Origin of the sequence: Immundisolibacter sp. (assembly GCF_028696615.1) — a bacterium.
In the GTDB taxonomy this organism is placed as follows: Bacteria; Pseudomonadota; Gammaproteobacteria; order Immundisolibacterales; family Immundisolibacteraceae; genus Immundisolibacter.
On the sequence record NZ_JAQVGQ010000005.1, the window covers coordinates 13,903 to 30,896 of the forward strand.

Genomic DNA, 16,994 nt, shown 5'->3' on the forward strand with positions numbered 1-16,994 from the left:
GTTGTGATGCGTACCGTGCACTGCGTGGTCCTTCGCCGGCAGGCCGAAGGTTTGGACCGTCCGCCTTACCCCGGCCCGCTCGGTCAGCGCATCTTCGAGCAGGTGTCGCGCGAGGCCTGGCAGATGTGGCTCGCCCACCAGACCATGCTCATCAACGAGAACCGCCTGACGCTGATCGACCCCGAGGCGCGCAAGTTCCTGCAGCAGGAAATGGAGAAATTCCTGTTCGGCGGCGGCGCCGAAAAACCCGACGGTTACGTGCCGCCGGCGCCCTGAGGTGGCGCACGTCAGCATCGTCGGCGGCGGCATCATCGGCCTTCTGGCCGCGCGCGAGCTGCGCGCGGCGGGCCTGGACGTGACCGTGCTCGACCGCGGTCCGATCGGTCGCGAGGCGTCCTGGGCCGGCAGCGGCATCCTGTCGCCGCTGCACCCGTGGCGTCAGCCGCAGGCCATCCACCCACTGAGCCTGTGGAGCCAAGAGGTCTACCCGCAGCTTGCCGCGGCGCTGGCGGCCGAATCGGGCGTCGATCCCGAATGGCTGCCAAGCGGCCTGCTGCTGCCGGACTGCCCGGACGCCGACGCCGCCCGCGCCTGGGCGGCGCGCTGGCGGGTACCGCTCGACACGCTGGATGCGGCCGCGCTGCGCGCCGCCGAGCCGGCGCTCGCCCCGCACGGCGGCGGCATCCTGCTGCCACAGGTGGCGCAGATCAGAAACCCGCGCCTGCTGCGCGCGCTGCGCCTGTCGCTGGCGCACGCCGGCGTCGCCTTCGAGGAGCATTGCGAGGTGCTCGGCTTTGCCCGGCGCGGCGCGCGCGTGGTCGGTCTCGACACCCGCCACGGCCGCCGCCCGGTGGACCTGCTGCTGGTGGCCGGCGGCGCCTGGAGCGGCGAGCTGCTGCGCGCCTGCGGCCTCGAGCTGCCGATCGCGCCGGTGCGCGGGCAGATTCTGGCCCTGCAAACCCCGCCCGGGCGGGTGCGGCACGTGGTACTCGCACAGGATCACTACCTGGTGCCGCGGCGCGACGGGCTGGTACTGGCCGGCAGCACGGTCGAGCACGTCGGCTTCGACAAGACCCCGCCGCCGGCCGGCGCCGGCGCACTGCGCGCCGCCGCCGCGCGGCTGGTGCCGGAGCTGGCCGACGCGCCGCAGGTGGCGCACTGGGCCGGCCTGCGGCCCGGCAGCGCGGACGGCGTGCCGTTCATCGGCCGCCATCCGCAGCTCGACAACGTGGTGGTCAGCGCCGGCCACTTCCGCAGCGGTCTTACCCTGGCGCCGGCCTCGGCGGCGCTGGCCTGTGCGCTGCTCACCGGCCGGCCGGCGCCGTTCGATCCCGCGCCTTACCGCCTGGAGCGCGCGGCCGGCTGAAAGCCGCGCCGCGCTGCCGCGAGCCAAAAAATTTTTCGGGACGGAATTTTTCGGCGTTTACTAACCCGCCAGGCGTTCGAGCAGCGCCTGCTGCGCCGACAGCGCCGGCGCGTCGCCGGCCTCGACGCGCCGGTAGCTGCCGTCGGTCTGCAGCTCCCAGGCCTGCTGGTTGTCGGCCAAATACAGCTCGAGCTCGTCGATCACCCGCGCGCGCAGCGCCGCATCCAGGATGGGGAAACACACCTCCACGCGGCGAAAGAAATTGCGCTCCGCCCAGTCGGCGCTGCCAAGGTACACCTCGGGCTCGCCGCCGTTGTGGAAATACAGCACGCGCGTGTGCTCCAGGAAACGGCCGACGATGGAGCGCACGCGGATGCGCTCGGACACCCCCGGCACGCCCGGGCGCAGCGCACACATGCCGCGCACCACGAGTTCGATGTCGACGCCGGCCCGGCAGGCCGCGTACAGCGCCTGGATGATGCGCGGCTCGACCAGCGAGTTGAGCTTGACCACGATGCGCGCCGGCCGCCCGGCCGCGGCGTGCGTCGCCTCGCGCTCGATCTTGCCGAGCAGCGCCTCGTGCAGCGTGAACGGCGCCTCCAGCAGCTGCTCGAAACGCCCGACCACGCCCAGGCTGGTCAGCTGCAGGAACACCCGCTGCACGTCCGATGTCAGCGCCGGATCGCAGGTGAACAGGCCGTAGTCCGTGTACAGGCGGCTGGTGCGCGGGTGATAGTTGCCGGTGCCAAGGTGCGCGTAGTGACGCAGCGCGCGGCCCTCGCGGCGCAGCACCAGGCTCATCTTGGCGTGCGTCTTGTAGCCCACCACGCCATACACCACGTGCGCGCCGGCTTCCTGCAGGCGGTTGGCGAGTGCGATGTTGGCCTCCTCGTCGAAGCGCGCCAGCAGCTCCACCACCACCGTCACTTCCTTGCCGGCACGCGCCGCGGCGACCAGCGCGTCGGCGATCACCGACGCCTCGCCGGTGCGGTACAGCGTCTGCTTGATGGCCAGCACGTCGGGGTCGCTCGCCGCCTGCTGCACGAACTCCACCACCGGCAGGAACGACTGGAACGGGTGATGCAACAGCAGGTCGCCCTTGGCGATGGCGGCGAAGATGCTGCCGCCGCGACCGAGCACCGCCGGCAGGCCCGGCGAGAACGGCGCAAAGCGCAGGTCCGGGCGGTCCGGCAGATCGCAGACCGCCAGCAGGCGGTTCAGGTTCACCGGGCCGTTGACCCGATACAGATCGATCGGCTCCAGACCCACCTGCGCCAGCAGGTAATCGACCATCGCCTGCGGACAGGTATCGGCCACCTCCAGGCGCACCGCGTCGCCGTAGCGGCGCGACTGCAGCTCGCCCTCGACGGCGCGCAGCAGGTCGTCGGCTTCCTCCTCGTCCACGAACAGGTCGCTGTTGCGCGTGACGCGGAACTGGTAGCAGCCCTTGACCTCCATGCCCGGGAACAGCTCGCCGACGTGGGCGTGGATCACCGACGACAGGAATACGAAGTGATGCTGGCCGGCCGGCGCCTGCGGCAGCGGGATGATGCGCGGCAGCGAGCGCGGCGCCTGCACCACGGCGTTGCCGCTGCGCCGACCGAACGCATCGGTGCCGGCCAGCGCGACGATGAAGTTGAGGCTCTTGTTCAGCACCCGCGGGAACGGATGCGCCGGGTCCAGCCCCATCGGGCTCAGCATGGGCGCCAGTTCCCGGTCGAAATACTCACGCACCCAGGCGGCCTGCTCGGCGCTCCACTCGCCGCGCGCCACGAAGCGGATGCCCTCGGCGGCCAGTGCCGGCAGCAGCGCATCGTTCAAGATGCGGTACTGGATGTCGACCTGCTCGTGCACGCGCGCGCCGATGGCGTTCAGCAGCTCGGTGGGGCCGAGCTGGTCCGGCCCGGCCTGGGTGGAGCCGAGCGCCTGCAGTTCCTGCAGGCGCGCCACGCGAATCTCGAAAAACTCGTCGAGATTGGTGCTGAAGATGCACAGAAACCGCAGCCGCTCGAGCAGCGGCAGGCGTTCGTCGAGCGCCTGCGCCAGCACGCGGCCGTTGAATTCGAGCAGGCTCAGCTCGCGGTTGATGTACAGGTCGGGGCGCCGCAAGTCGATGTCGTCGGTCATGGCGCGGTGTTGGTGGCTGAAACTTGGCGATTTTTTCGGTCGCACATGACGCCACGATGACACAAACGCCGCCCGCTAGCGGCGCCTGCGACGCCCGCCGCTCAGTCCGCCAGCATCGCCGCCTCACCGCCACCACCGGCGGCCGGCCGGCGCAGCAGCAACACCAGCGGCGCCGCCAACAGCGAGGCGATCATCATCAGGTGGAAGTCGTTCAGGTAGCCGATCATGGTCGCCTGGCGCGTCAGTTCCGCGTTCAGTAGCGCTGGGCTGTTGTGCAGCAGGGCCGGCAGGCGGTGCTGCACGAACGGCGTCAGGTGCTCGCCGATCTGCGCGTGGTTGATCTGCGTGTTGCGCGCGAGCAGCGCACCCACGGCGGCGATGCCGGCGCTGGAGCCGATGTTGCGGATCAGGCTCAGCAGCCCGGCCGCCTCGCCGCGCGCCGCCGCCGGCAGGGTGGCGAACGCCAGCGTGGTCAGCGGCACCCAGATCAGCCCCACGCCGATGCCCTGCACGATGCCGCTGACCAGGATGTCGCGCGGACCCACCGCCAGGCTGAAGCCGGACATCTGCCACTGCGCCAGGCCGGCCACCAGAAAACCGACCCCCACCAGCAGGCGCGCATCGACGCGGTTGATGATGCGCCCGACCAGCATCATCGCCAGCATGCTGCCCAGACCGCGCGGCGCCAGCAGCAGGCCCGACAGCACCACTGGGTAGCCCAGCAGGTCCTGCATCAGCGGCGGCAGCAGCGCGAGCGTGGCGAACAGCACCACGCCGACCACGAAGATCAGCACGCAGGCGGCGCTGAAGTTGCGGTCGCGCAGCAGCACCGGATCGACGAACGGATGCCGGCGCGTGGTGGCGGTGTGCACCACCAGAAAGTAGAAAAACAGCCCGGCCAGCACGGCCTCGACGACGATTTCGGTGGAACCGAACCAGTCCTTCTGCTGGCCGCGATCGAGCATCAGCTGAAAGGCGCCGACCGCGATGCTGAGCATGACGAAGCCGGTCCAGTCGAAGGCGCGTTCGGCGCGCCGATGGCGGCGCGGCAACTGGCCGGCCAGCAGCACATAGGCCAGCGCGCCCAGCGGCACGTTGATGTAGAACACCCAGCGCCAGTTGTAGTTGTCGGTCAGCCAGCCGCCGAGCGTCGGCCCCAGAATGGGCGCCACCGTCACGCCGAGCCCCCAGATGGCCATGGCCGAGCCGTGCTGCTCGCGCGGGTAGGCGTCCAGCAGCGCCGCCTGCGACAGCGGCGCCAGCGCCGCCCCGCAGGCGCCCTGCAAAACTCGAAACAGCACCATCTGCGGCAGGCTCTCGGCCAGGCCGCACAGCACCGATGCGATGGTGAAGCCGGCCACCGACACCAGGAACACGCGCCGGATGCCAAAGCGCGCCGCCAGCCAACCGCTCGGCGCGGTGAGGATGGCTGCGGCCACGATGTACGAGGTCAGCACCCAGGTGATCTGGTCCAGCGTGGTCGCCATGCTGCCCTGCATGTGCGGCAGCGCCACGTTGGCGATGGTGGAATCCAGTGACTGCATGGCCGTGGCCAGCATGGCGCCGATGGTCACGATGCGCCGGTTGCCCAGATCAGTGGCGGTCACGGCTCAGCCCGGCAGCCAGGTGTAACGGCCGGTGTCGATGCGCACCTGCGCGCTCAGGCCGGCGCGCAGCGGCTCGGGGTGCTCGTGCGGGTCGATGGCCAGGCGCACCGCCACGCGCTGCACCACCTTGACCCAGTTGCCGCTGGTGTTTTCCGGCGGCAGCAGCGAGAACTCGCTGCCGGTGGCCGGGCTGATGCCCTCCACCCGGCCGTGCCAAACCACGCCGGGGTAACTGTCCACGCGCACCGCGGCCGGCTGGCCGATGCGCACGTGCGTGAGGTCGGTTTCTTTCAGGTTCGCCTCCACCCACGGGTGCTCCACGTCCACCAGGCTGAACAGCGCCTGCCCGGCGTTGACCACGTCACCCGGACCGAGGTCCTCCACCTGCGTCACCACGCCGCCGATGGGCGCGTGCAGCCGCGTGCGCTCCAGGTTCAGCCGGGCCTGATCGCGTTGGGCGATCGCCTGCTGGTACATGGGAATGCGCTCGAGCGGCGTGTTGACGTCGCCGCTGAGGATGGCCGCCACCTGGCGGATCGATTGCGCGGTGGCCTCGGCACCCTTGCGCGCCGCCGCCAGCTTGTGGTGCGCGTCGTCGTAAGCGGTGCGCGAGGTGAAACCGCGCGTGACCAGGTCTGCCTGGCGCTGGAATTCGCGCTGGTAGTAGTCGACGTCGATCTGGGCCTGCGACAGATCGGCCGCGCGCTGGCCGTGCGTGGCGCGCAGGGCGGCGATCTGCCGGGCCACGTTGTCGAGATTGGCCGCGGCCTGGGCCAGTGCGATGCGATACGGTTCGGGGTCGAGCTGCACCAGCAGCTCACCACCGCGAACCCGGTCGTTTTCGTGCACCGCGATCACCTTCACCCGGCCACCGATTTCCGGACTCACGCGCACCTGCGTGGCCTTGACATAGGCGTCGTCGGTGCCGGCGTAGCGCTCGCCGCGCAGGTAGAAATACACGCTACCGACCACGACCACCACCACCCCCAGCGCGAACAGGGGGCGTCGCCAGCGCTGGCGACGCGGCGCAGAGGTCGTTTCCGGAGCGTTTTCGCGATCCTCATTCATGGGGGGGCTCGATGGTTTAGGTGCGAATCACGGTAGGGGCCAAGCACTTTGGAAATGCCGAAAAATCGGCGCCTGCCGTCCGGCAGGGATGCCAGGGTCACTCGAGACCCGTCATTCTAGATCGGGCTGACCGGCCGGTCAGCATCCGGCGGGCCCGGGGCTTCCCGCGCTGCGCCTGTGCCGAATCATTCCACGCCCCGCCCGGGCGCTGGCCGCGGCCGACCCACCCGGGTACCCTGCCGCCAGCAAAAATCTCCGGAGCAGTCCCACATGTCGTCCACCGCCATCGACTCTTCCGCCCACGCCGGCCGGCGCAGCGCGCTTCCGATGCTGGCTCTGGGGGCGCTCGGGGTGGTGTTCGGCGACATCGGCACCAGCCCGCTGTATGCCCTCAAGGAGTGTTTCAGCGGCAGCCACGGCGCGCCGCTGACCGAGGCCAACCTGCTCGGCGTGTTGTCGCTGCTGTTCTGGGCGCTGGCGCTGGTGGTATCCACCAAGTACGTGGCGTTCGTGATGCGCGCCGACAACGACGGCGAGGGCGGCATCCTGGCGCTGCTGGCGCTGGTGCAGCGCCTGACCGCGGACCGGCCGCGCTTCGCCTATGCGCTGGCGGTGCTGGGCGTGTTCGGCGCCACGCTGTTCTATGGCGACGCCATCATCACGCCGGCCATTTCGGTGCTGTCGGCGGTGGAAGGCGTCGGCGTGCTGGCGCCGGCCCTGGCGCACTACGTGGTGCCGATCACGGTCGGCGTGCTGGCCGGACTGTTCTTCATTCAGCGCCACGGCACGGCGCGTGTCGGCGCGCTGTTCGGGCCACTCATGCTGCTGTGGTTCGTAACGCTCGGCACGCTGGGCGCGCTGGGCGTCGCGCGCAACCCGGCGGTGCTGGTGGCGCTGAATCCCGCCTACGCGGTGGCGTTCCTGGCCGGACACCCGGGTCTCGCCTTCGTGGTGCTGGGGGCGGTGGTGCTGGCAGTGACCGGCACCGAGGCGCTGTACGCGGACATGGGGCACTTCGGCGTGGGACCGATCCGCCTGAGCTGGTTCACCGTGGTGTGGCCGGCTCTGACGCTGAACTACTTCGGCCAGGGCACGCTGCTGCTGGCCGATCCGGCGGCGACGCAGAACCCGTTCTTTTTGCTGGCGCCGCCGCAGCTGCGCCCGGCACTGGTGGCGCTCGCCACGGCGGCCACCATCATCGCCTCGCAGGCGGTCATCTCCGGCGCCTTCTCGCTCACCCAGCAGGCGATTCGCCTGGGTTACCTGCCGCGCCTTCGCATCCAGCACACCTCCGCCGCCGAGCGCGGACAGATCTACATCCCGGCGATCAACTGGATGCTGCTGGCCGGTGTGCTGCTGCTGGTGCTCGGCTTTCGCTCGTCGTCGGGACTGGCGGCGGCCTACGGCATCGCCGTCACCGGCGCCATGCTGATCGACAGCCTGCTGATCGCGGTGGTGATGCTGATCGCCTGGCGCTGGCCGCGGCCGCTGGTGGCGGCGCTGCTGGCAGCGTTCCTGGCCGTCGACGCGGGCTTTTTGGGCGCCAACGCGGTAAAGGTGGTGTCCGGCGGCTGGCTGCCGCTCAGCATCGCGCTTGCGCTGTTCGTTGGCCTGACCACCTGGCGGCGCGGGCGGCAGATTCTGGCCGCCCGCCTGCAGCAGGACACGCTCGGTTTGGACGAGTTCCTGCGCACACTGCGGCCGGACGTGCTGCGCGTGCCGGGCACGGCGGTGTTCATGACCGGCAATCCCCGCTGGACACCCAGCGCGCTGGTGCAAAACCTCGTGCACAACAAGGTGTTGCACCGGCGCGTGGTGCTGGTGACCGTGCTGACCGCCGACATGCCCTGGGTGCATGCCGCCCAGCGCGTGCAGGTACAGCCGCTCGAGCGCGGCTTTTACGTCGTGCACGTGCGCTACGGCTTCATGCAGCAGCCGCACATCCCGCGCGCGCTCGAGCTGTGCGCCGCCCAAGGCCTCGAATTCGACTTCGACGACACCACCTTCTTCGTCGGCCGCGAGACCATCATCCCGACGCTGCGGCCCGGCATGGCGCTGTGGCGCGAGCATGTGTTCGCCTGGATGATGCGCAACGCCGGCTCGGCGGTAGAGTTCTTCCGGCTGCCGTCGGCGCGCGTGGTCGAACTCGGCAGCCAGATCGACATCTGACGGACCGCTTGGCGAACAATCGCCAGCCACGACGCCCCAACGACGAGGTATTCCCATGAGCGACTCCCTGCCCGAAACCGACGCCGAATGGCGCGCCCGCCTTTCGCCCGAGCAGTACCGCATCTGCCGACAGAAGGGCACCGAACCGGCCTTCACCGGCGCCTACTGGGACGAGAAAACGCCCGGCGTGTACCGCTGCGCGGCCTGCGGCGAGGTGCTGTTCGATTCCGCCGCCAAGTACGACTCCGGCAGCGGCTGGCCGAGCTTCTGGCAGCCGGCGAAGGACGGCGCGGTCGCCACCGAGCTCGACACCAGCCACGGCATGCAGCGCATCGAGGTGCACTGCGCGCGCTGCGGCTCGCACCTGGGGCATGTGTTCCCGGACGGCCCGCGGCCGACCGGGCTGCGCTACTGCATCAACTCGGCCTCGCTCACGCTCGAGCCGGCGGACAAGTAATCCGCCGTGGCGGAGGTCTACGTCAGCACCGACATCGAGACCGACGGCTTCCTGCCCGGCGAGAACTCCATGCTGAGCCTGGGCTCGGCGGCGTACCTGCCGGACGGCCGCCTGGTCGGCACCTGGACCGCCAACTTCGAGACCCTGCCGGATGGCAAGGTCAACCCGCGCACGGCGCAGTTCTGGGCCGCGCAGCCGCAAGCCTGGGCGGCCTGCCGGCAGAACCCGCGCGACCCGGCCGCCGCCATGCCCGAATACGTCGCCTGGCTGCGCGCGCTGCCGGGCCGGCCGGTGTTCGTGGGCTACCCGGTGACCTTCGATTTCCCGTTCGTGGTCTGGTATCTGGCGCGCTTTGCCGGCGACAACCCGTTCGGCTTCTCGGCGCTCGACATCAAGAGCTTCGCCATGGCGGTGCTGGGCTGCGAGTTCCGGCAGACCACCAAGCGCCACATGCCGCGCGAATGGTTCGACCCCACGCTGGCGCACACACACGTGGCGCTCGACGACGCGCTCGAACAGGGCGCCCTGTTCCTGAACCTGCTGCGCGCCAGCCGCGCGCGGCGCTGACGGCGCTGGTCAAAAAAATGGGCGGGCCGGTTTGAAACCGGCCCGCCCCGTGCGTCATCGTCGTTCGAGGTGCTTTGGTTCTACTTGGCCAAAATGCTGCCGCCGGTGCCGCCCTTGCGCAGCAGGTTCTCGTCCACGTCCTGCGGGCGGATGTTCGGGTTGTTGTTGCGGTAAAAATCAGTGTCGACGTAGTTGCAGTGCCGGCGCTGGAAGTCGATGCCGCCGTTGCCGGAAATCTGCACGCCGCCGGTCTGGCCGTCCAGCTGCACGCCCTGGCGCGAGTACATCATGTAGATCACCTTCCAGAACTCGCCCTTGCGATCCCAGGCCTCGGCCAGGTAGAAGAGCGGGATCTGCGCGTCCATGTACAGCACCTTGCGCGAGTAGGGGTGCGTGTCCGGCAGCTCGATCTCGATCTTGTACACCTCGCGCGGCTCCCAGGGCTGGCCAAGCGGCGAGCAGAACGGCGCCTGGCCGGTGATGTGGATGCGCTCCTCCGACTTGTGCGGGGTTTCCGGCTTCAGGCCATGCGCCACGCCCAGCAGATACTGCTTGCCGAGCACCTTGGCGCCGCGGTACCAGCCGGGATTGCTGTCGAGCGCGAAGTAGTCGTCGTACAGCTGGTCGAGGTTGGCGATCGGGTCCATCCAGCTGCCGCCGGTCAGGCGGCGCAGCCGGCGCACCGACTTCACGTACACCCAGGCATCGTCCGGTTTGTTGGGATCGACGTAACGCACCAGCATGGTGCCGATGCCGGCGATGTCATACGGCTTGGTGAACACCAGTATCTGGCGCTTGTTGACGGCCGGATCGATGGTCACCGGCGGGATGGAGGTGCGACCCTGCATCTTGACCGTGATGCCCTCGGCGTACAGCGTGCGCTCGAGCCCCTTGTCCATGCTGATGACCAGCGTCGGCGCAGTGATTTCGAAAATGTCCTGGTAGTTGATGCCGGCCAGTTCCCAGTTCCACAGCAGCTTCATGCCGGCGTACGGGTCATTCACGTCGATGTCCGGAAACGGCAGGCCGGCGACATAGCCGCTGACGGTCTTGGTTGCCGGATCGTACTGCGCCTTGCCGCGGTTGCGCTCGGTGGCCTCGGCGTACTTGGGCGGCAGCGGCGTCGGCTGCGAATGGGCCAGGCGCACCTCGAGCGCCGCCTCGCGCATCCAAAGCCGCATGCTGTCGGGCACCAGCTCGCTGATCGGGTGCCCTTCGAAGGTGTCGCCGAGCAGCGACTCGACGTTGTCCTTGTTGATGACGGTGCCCTCGTCGAGCTCCTTGGCCCAGGCGGGCACCTGGCTGAACAGCGCGCCGGCGGCGAGCCAGGCGGCCAGGCGGGCGGCGGTGTTTCGGCGGTTCATCGTGATTGCCTCTGCGTTATCGGAATGCGGCGCGGAAAGTTCGGCGGCGTCAGAACTGATAGGTCAGGCGCATCGCCAGCTGGCTGCTGTTGGCCATGGTGCCGAGCCCCCGCGTGCCGTCGGCGTATTGGTCCTCGTAGGGGCTGCGCTCGTCCTTGATGATGAAGATGTCGGCCTCGGCCCGCAGGCGCCAGTGATCGCCCATCACGAAATCCACCGACGGGATCAGCGCCACGTGGTCGCCGTCGAAGTCGTAGATGAAGGCCATGCCGGGGTTCAGGGTGTCGTAGCGGTAGTTCAGCGTACCGGCAGCGGTGAAGGTGACCTTGTGCTCCTTGCGCCGCGCCGCGTAGCCGAAGGTGTCGACGATGTCGTCCTGGCGGTCGTAGTCCAAAATCCAGTTGTCGAAGACCTGGTAGGTGAAGGTCGACGGCCGCGGCGTCTTGAACACCTTTTGCGTCCAGTTGTAGGTCTGGTCCATGCCCAGCATCACGGCCAGCATGTTCTTTTCCACCACGCCACCCATACCCGGGAAGGGAATGGCTCGGGTGCCGTAGTTGAAGGGCTTGTTCGGCGTGTAGCCCACCTCGGCGCGCACGGTGGTCTTCCACTGCGGCAGGTCGGCGTTGAGCGTGGCGCCGAAGATGTCGATCATCGGGAAGATCAGGTTGCCGTACTGGCCGGCGGCAAGGTCGTAATGCGGCTCGTTGCCGAACGGCTTGCCGAACATCGGCGCCGGATTGGCGATCGGCTCCAGGTTGAAGCCGCGGTAGTAACCCAACGAGTAGCCGATGCCCTTGGCAAAGCCGCTCCAGCGCAGGCCGTAGGTGGGATCCTCGTGGTCGCCGTTGGGCGAATCGTAGTCGTACGGCAGGGCCGCCTCGAGGTCCACGCCCCGGAACGGCTGCGGCGCCCAGCGCCCGCCTTCGAGCGGCGCGAAGTGGCCGATCTGGTCCTTGCTGTCCCAGCCGGGACGGAACAGCAGCTGCAGCTCGCCGCCCAGTTCCGGCACGTCGATCACGAAATTGGCCATGATCAGCGGCTTGCGCAGCTCGTCGGCCTCCAGCTCCAGGAACGAGCGCCAGCGGAAGTCGTAGCCGTGGATGATGTCCATGGCCTGGAAGAAATCGGTCTCGCCCCAGGCCACCTGCTGCTTGCCAAGGGTCGCCTTCACGCGCGGGCCGGCATCGAAGGTGACATACCACTCGCGCAATTCGTCGTTGTCGTACTGGTCGGTGACGAAGCCCTCGGCGTAGCGCGCGCCGGTCAGCCGATGACTCTGACTGGCGGATTCGTTCAGGTCTTCGAGGTAGCCGGTGCGGATTTCCCGGTCCGAGCGGCCGACCGCGAATACCTGGAAGCTGCCGAAGTCCATGCCCATGTCGAGCTTGAGCGTGCTGCGCGCCATGGACAGCTCACCCTTGCCGCCCATGCGCCGCGGGTTGGTTTGCCCGTAATTGAGGTCCGGCTGGTCCTCCATGTTCATCGACAGGTACTCGCGCAGGTAGCCGCGCACGTAGCCGGTCGGGCTGCCCAGGCTGGCGCTGCCGCTGCCGAAGCTGAATTCCGCCAGCGCCGGCATGGCCAGCAACGAAAGGCCGGCGGCCAAAAGTGGCCGCTGAGTGCGTGCAGTGATGATCACGGGTGTTACCTCGTCACAGTTGAACCGGCCGTCGCCGCGTCGAAACGAACGCAGCGTCGGCACGCGCGGCGGACCGGCGCCCGCGAGCACGCGGCACCGATCGTTCGGCGGCGAGTAAAACCAGGGGCGAGGCGCGCCCGAATCCAACGCTGCGGGCGCACTGCATGTGTGCGGCGTGCCATCGCATGACGTCCCCCCCCTGTCACCATCGTCACGGCGCGTGACGATGGCTCGCCTGCGTACCGGACCCGCCCCAAGCGCGCAGCGGCAGTCCGTCGTTAAAGAATCGTTCGTTTATTTTTGCGGGCAGCGTTTTTAACCGAATATTGCGCCGCGATGCAAATCACGACGCCCCGCGCCGGACGCGAGCCGGGACGCTTCTTGACCACGGTCAGGCCGGCGAGATGAGCGCCCGCCACCCGCCCAGGGTTTGATTTGTGAAGACATGCGCGTCCAGCGCATTTCTTGCGTCGCCCGTCCGGTACACGCCCGGACGGGCTCCCGCGAATCAAGCCCTTACGGGCTCGATTCGCGTCCGGCCATCCCTGGCCAGCCTCGGCGCTTGAAAAATTCACAAGCTCTCAGGCCAACTCGGTATCCCAGTAAGCCTGCTCGGCCTCGGCGCTCGGCCGGTAATCCTCCGGCAGCGGAAAGGCGCCGAGATCGCGCGCGATGGCGGCTTCGAGAAAGCCGTTGACCCAGCCGAACACATCCTGCCGGCGCACCGCGCGGCGCAGCGCCGTCATGCGCCGGCGCCGCTCGGCCGGCGGCAGCATGCAGGCTTGATGGATGGCGTCGGCGGTGGCCTCGACGTCGTAGGGGTTCACCAGCAGCGCGCCATGCTGCAACTGCGCGGCGGCGCCGGCGAACTCGGACAGGATCAGCACGCCGTCGCCGCCCACCGAGCAGGCGCAGAACTCCTTGGCGACCAGGTTCATGCCGTCCTTGAGGGGCGTCACCAGCGCGATGTGCGCGGCGCGGTAATAGGCCACCAGGTCCAGGCGGTCGAGCGCGCGGTACACGTAGTGGATCGGCACCCAGCCGCCGGGGCGGGTGAACTCGCCGTTGATCTCGCCCACCAGCTGCTCGATGCGGGTCTTGAGATCCCGGTACTGCGGGATGTCGTCGCGGCTCGGCACCACCACCTGCAGCAGCGTCACCCGCCCCTGCAGGTCGGGGTATTTGCGCAGCGCCGTGCGAAATGCCGTAAGGCGCAGCGGGATGCCCTTGGTGTAATCCAGCCGGTCGACGCCCAGAATGAGCTCGCGGTGGGGCAGCTCGGCGCGCAGCGCCTCGGCGGCGGCGATCACCGTTGGCGAGCTGGCCTGGCGCTGGAAAGCGCCGGCGTCGATGCCGATCGGAAAGCTGCCAACTCGCACCTGGTGCCCGTCGATGCGCACCAGCCGGCCGCGCTGCATGACCCGCGCCGCCGGCAGCAGCGCGCGTACGCACTGCAGGAAGTTGCGTTGGTCGCGCAGGGTCTGAAAACCGATCAGGTCGAAATCCAGCAGCGCCCGCAACAGCGTGAAACGCCACGGCAGCTTCAGATAAATGTCGAGCGGCGGAAAAGGAATATGCAGAAAAAAACCCAGCGGCGCGACCAGTCCGGCGCGGCGCAGCTCGGCCGCCAGCAGCAGCAGCTGGTAGTCGTGCACCCACACGAAATCGTCGGCGCGCGCGTGATCGAGCACCACCTGCGCGTACTTGTGGTTGACCTCGCCGTAGCTGCGCCAGTAGGCGGGATCGAAGTTGCACAGCGACTGCAGGTCGTGGAACAGCGGCCACAACACCTCGTTGGAAAAGCCGTGGTAAAAGCCGGCCACTTCCTCGGCACCGAGCATCACCGGCGCCAGTTGATAGCCGGCCTTGCCGGTGGCTCCCGCCAGGGCGGCCTCGACGTCGGCATCGTGATCGGCGATGCCCGGCCAGCCGACCCACACCCCGCCACGGTCGCGCAGCACCGGCAGCAGCGCGGTGACCAGACCGCCGCTGCCGGGGCGGCTGACGAGCCCGCCATCGGCAGTGCGCGACAGCACGAACGGCAGGCGGTTCGAGACCACCAGCAGCCGTGGTGGCGTGTCGTGCTCAGGGAAACGCTGAAAAATTCCGTCCCTGGAATTTTTCAGCTCGCTGCCGCGCGATACAGGCCCGCGCGGCGCTCCATGAATCAAGGGCTTATGCCCCTGATTCATGCCGGGGCATCCTGCCCCGGGGAGGGGAACGCTGAATAAAACAGCGTTCCCCTCAGCCATGCGCCGGCACCGGTGCGGCGGGCGGCCGCGAGGCCACGTGCAGCGTGCGGGTCGGGAAGGCGAACTCGACGCCCTCGGCGGCGAAGCGGCGCACCAGCGCAAGATTGATGGCCTGCTGGATGTCCATGTAGCGGTTATAGTCGGGATCGAGCACGAAGTACACCACCTCGAAATCGAGCGAGGACTCACCGAAGCCCTTGAAGTGGGCGCGGTCGAAGCGCGTGCCGGGCTGCGCCTCGACGCTCTCGCGCACCCAGCCGGGGATGGCCGCCAGCGTGTCCGGCGGCGTGTCATACACCACGCCGAAGCCGAACAGCACGCGCCGCTCATACAGGCGCTTGTAGTTGTGGATGCGGCTTTTGAGCAGGTCGGCGTTGGCGAACACTACCTGCTGGCCCTCCAGGCTGCGCACGCGGGTGGTCTTGAGGCCCACGTACTCGACCGTGCCGGCGATGCCGTCGACGACGATGAAGTCGCCGATCACGAACGGCTTGTCGAGCGCGATCGACAACGACGCGAACAGGTCGCCGAGGATGTTCTGCACCGCCAGCGCCACCGCCACGCCGCCGATGCCAAGGCTCGCCACCAGCGTGGTGATGTTGAAGCCGAGGTTGTCGAGGATCATCAGCAGCGCCACCGCCCACAGGGCGACGCGGCACACGAAGCCGAGCAGCGACAGCGTGGTGGCGCCGGCGGCATCGGTCAGGCGGGCGCGGTCGAGCCGCTGTTGCAGCCACACGTTGAGCGCCCGCTGCGCCCACAGCGCCGCCTGCAGCAGCAGCACGGCGGCGGTGAGGCTGGCCAGCGCCGCGTCGATCTTCGGCGGCAGCGTCACGGCGCGGGCGCCGACGAACAGCGCCACCAGCCACATCACGCTGCGCCGCGTGCCGGCGACGATCTCGGCCGCGTAGCGGCTCAGCTGCGCCCCGTCGCGCTCGGCCAGCCGGCCAAGACGCCGGCCGAGCTGGCATTTGAGCAGCGGCAGCAGGCTGCCGACCAGCAGCATCAATCCAAGCCCGATGCCCCAGGCGGCCAGCGTGTTGCCGAGCACGGAAAGGTGCAGCCAGCCGGTCCAGTCGATCTCGCCCCAGTTCATCGGACTCGCTCCCGGATGTCGGCCCAGTGTTCGAGAAAGGCGCGCAGCCCCTCCGGCGGGCGCAGCCACAAATCGGCCGCCGTGGCGCGCCACTTGGGCCGCAGCAGCACGCGCAGGCCGCGCCCGGCGAGCGCGCGGAAGGCGTCCTCGTCGGTGTGGTCGTCGCCCAGATAGGCCACGCAGGCGCCCTCGCCCAGCTCGGCCAGCACCTGGCGCACCGCCTGGCCCTTGTCGCAGCCGGGGGCGCGCAGCTCGATGCCGCCGTCGAAGGGGTTCCACTCGAGCGCGCCGGCCTCGGCCAGCGCGGCGAAGCGTGTTTCGAGGTCGCGCTCGAGCGCGCGCTGGTGGCCCGGCGCCAGGCCACGCCAGTGAAACGCCAGCGAGCCCGGCTTGCGCTCGACGCGCCCGCCGAGCGCCGTCACCGTGGCGGTCCAGCCCTCGGCCTCGGCCAGCGCCTGCCGGGCCGCCTCGGGCAACGGCGTGAAACTGTGACGGCCGTCCGGCAGGCGCCGTTCACGGCCGTGACAGCCCCAGAACTCCGGCCGCACGTCGAGCTGCAACAGCGGGCACAGGTCGTCGAGCGCCCGGCCGGAGACGATCACCAGCCGATCACCCGGCAGCCGGCCGAGGCGATCGAGCAAACCCTCGACGCCCGGATACGGACGCGCCCGGGCGGGGTCGATGTGAAACGGCGCCAACGTACCGTCGTAGTCGAGCAGCAGCGCGGCCGTGGGAGCGGCCGCCAGCGCGGACCAGAAGTTTTGCAACAGGGTGGAATCAGGCAAGCGCAATACGTTCTTCTCCGGGGTGCATGAGGCCGGTCATCAGCGTCAGGTAGTCGCGCGCCTGGCGCGTCAGGAGAAAATTCTGGCGCACGAACTCGCGCGCCTTGGCGCCCATCTGTTCGCGCAGCTCGGCGTGCTGGTGCAGGTAGCGCACGCGCAGCGCGGCGCCCTCGGGCGTGCTCACCAGAAAGCCGGTGTGGTGGTTGACCACCTGCAGGCGGATGCCGCCGGTGTCGCCGCCGATCACCGGCTTGCCCTTCCACATCGCCTCGGTCACCGTCAGGCCGAAGCCCTCGCGCAGCGACTTCTGCAACACGAAGGGCGCCGCCTGCTGCAGCGCGTTGATGGTGGTGTGGGCATCCGACGGCAGCAGCAGCACTTTCAGATCCGCATCACCCTCGGCGGCGGCGCGCACCTCGGCCAGCACCGCCTCGCCCTCGGGATCGTCGTCGGCGCCGCCGCCGGCCAGCACCAGTTGCAGGCCGGGGATGAAA

At 69.2% G+C, this 16,994-nt stretch carries 14 protein-coding genes; 5 read left to right on the top strand and 9 right to left on the bottom strand.

What is annotated here, in order from left to right; all coding sequences use genetic code 11:
• Positions 1 to 3: 3 nt before the first annotated feature.
• Positions 4 to 276 carry an oxidative damage protection protein gene (locus PHC73_RS00865; RefSeq protein WP_366949769.1) on the top strand — a complete coding sequence of 91 codons (273 nt, stop codon included), beginning with the start codon at positions 4 to 6 and terminating at the stop codon, positions 274 to 276.
• Position 277: 1 nt separating this feature from the next.
• Positions 278 to 1,366: a glycine oxidase ThiO gene (gene thiO / locus PHC73_RS00870; RefSeq protein ID WP_300123672.1), complete on the top strand. Its 1,089-nt coding sequence runs from the start codon at positions 278 to 280 to the stop codon at positions 1,364 to 1,366.
• 60 nt (positions 1,367 to 1,426) lie between these two features.
• Here the strand turns inward: thiO and ppk1 are convergent, their stop codons facing one another.
• From ppk1 to PHC73_RS00885, 3 genes are all read right to left on the bottom strand, one after another.
• Complete coding sequence (gene ppk1 / locus PHC73_RS00875) at positions 1,427 to 3,493, bottom strand: polyphosphate kinase 1 (RefSeq protein WP_300123673.1); 2,067 nt, start codon at positions 3,491 to 3,493, stop codon at positions 1,427 to 1,429.
• Between the two features lie 101 nt (positions 3,494 to 3,594).
• Entirely contained in the window at positions 3,595 to 5,100 is a 1,506-nt protein-coding gene (locus tag PHC73_RS00880; RefSeq protein ID WP_300123674.1) for a DHA2 family efflux MFS transporter permease subunit, read from the bottom strand.
• 3 nt (positions 5,101 to 5,103) lie between these two features.
• Positions 5,104 to 6,168: an HlyD family secretion protein gene (locus PHC73_RS00885; protein ID WP_300123675.1), complete on the bottom strand. Its 1,065-nt coding sequence runs from the start codon at positions 6,166 to 6,168 to the stop codon at positions 5,104 to 5,106.
• 270 nt (positions 6,169 to 6,438) lie between these two features.
• Here PHC73_RS00885 and PHC73_RS00890 point away from each other — a divergent pair, with 270 nt between their 5' ends.
• Genes PHC73_RS00890 through PHC73_RS00900 form a run of 3 tightly spaced genes read left to right on the top strand, consistent with a single transcriptional unit; the run spans position 6,439 to position 9,361 of the window.
• Complete coding sequence (locus PHC73_RS00890) at positions 6,439 to 8,337, top strand: potassium transporter Kup (protein ID WP_300123676.1); 1,899 nt, start codon at positions 6,439 to 6,441, stop codon at positions 8,335 to 8,337.
• Between the two features lie 55 nt (positions 8,338 to 8,392).
• Positions 8,393 to 8,794, top strand: coding sequence for a peptide-methionine (R)-S-oxide reductase MsrB (gene msrB / locus PHC73_RS00895; protein ID WP_300123677.1), 402 nt, complete (start codon positions 8,393 to 8,395; stop codon positions 8,792 to 8,794).
• A 6-nt stretch (positions 8,795 to 8,800) separates the two neighbouring features.
• Positions 8,801 to 9,361: a hypothetical protein gene (locus PHC73_RS00900; RefSeq protein ID WP_300123678.1), complete on the top strand. Its 561-nt coding sequence runs from the start codon at positions 8,801 to 8,803 to the stop codon at positions 9,359 to 9,361.
• 80 nt (positions 9,362 to 9,441) lie between these two features.
• Here the strand turns inward: PHC73_RS00900 and PHC73_RS00905 are convergent, their stop codons facing one another.
• The 6 genes from PHC73_RS00905 to PHC73_RS00930 all read right to left on the bottom strand — a co-directional run.
• On the bottom strand, positions 9,442 to 10,725 hold the full coding sequence (locus PHC73_RS00905; protein ID WP_300123679.1) for a DUF1329 domain-containing protein: 1,284 nt from the start codon (positions 10,723 to 10,725) through the stop codon (positions 9,442 to 9,444).
• Between the two features lie 49 nt (positions 10,726 to 10,774).
• The gene (locus tag PHC73_RS00910) at positions 10,775 to 12,367 is read right to left on the bottom strand and encodes a DUF1302 family protein (protein ID WP_300123680.1); all 1,593 of its coding nucleotides are present in this window, start codon (positions 12,365 to 12,367) and stop codon (positions 10,775 to 10,777) included.
• Between the two features lie 581 nt (positions 12,368 to 12,948).
• A complete protein-coding gene (locus tag PHC73_RS00915; RefSeq protein WP_300123681.1) occupies positions 12,949 to 14,427 on the bottom strand; it encodes a trehalose-6-phosphate synthase in 1,479 nt (492 codons plus the stop codon).
• A 184-nt stretch (positions 14,428 to 14,611) separates the two neighbouring features.
• Positions 14,612 to 15,715, bottom strand: a complete 1,104-nt coding sequence (locus PHC73_RS00920; protein WP_300123682.1) for a mechanosensitive ion channel family protein — start codon at positions 15,713 to 15,715, stop codon at positions 14,612 to 14,614.
• A complete protein-coding gene (otsB, locus tag PHC73_RS00925) occupies positions 15,712 to 16,500 on the bottom strand; it encodes a trehalose-phosphatase (RefSeq protein ID WP_300123683.1) in 789 nt (262 codons plus the stop codon). The genes PHC73_RS00920 and otsB overlap by 4 nt, the downstream gene beginning before the upstream one ends.
• The coding region (locus PHC73_RS00930; RefSeq protein ID WP_300123684.1) for a glycosyltransferase at positions 16,493 to 16,994 on the bottom strand (502 nt) is incomplete at its 5' end. The genes otsB and PHC73_RS00930, both read right to left, overlap by 8 nt.

Coding starts and splice junctions, on each gene's coding strand:
- ppk1 (WP_300123673.1), bottom strand. CDS start 3,493: ATGACCGACGACATCGACTTGCGGCGCCCCGACCTGTACATCAACCGC.
- PHC73_RS00885 (WP_300123675.1), bottom strand. CDS start 6,168: ATGAATGAGGATCGCGAAAACGCTCCGGAAACGACCTCTGCGCCGCGT.
- PHC73_RS00890 (WP_300123676.1), top strand. CDS start 6,439: ATGTCGTCCACCGCCATCGACTCTTCCGCCCACGCCGGCCGGCGCAGC.
- msrB (WP_300123677.1), top strand. CDS start 8,393: ATGAGCGACTCCCTGCCCGAAACCGACGCCGAATGGCGCGCCCGCCTT.
- PHC73_RS00905 (WP_300123679.1), bottom strand. CDS start 10,725: ATGAACCGCCGAAACACCGCCGCCCGCCTGGCCGCCTGGCTCGCCGCC.
- PHC73_RS00920 (WP_300123682.1), bottom strand. CDS start 15,715: ATGAACTGGGGCGAGATCGACTGGACCGGCTGGCTGCACCTTTCCGTG.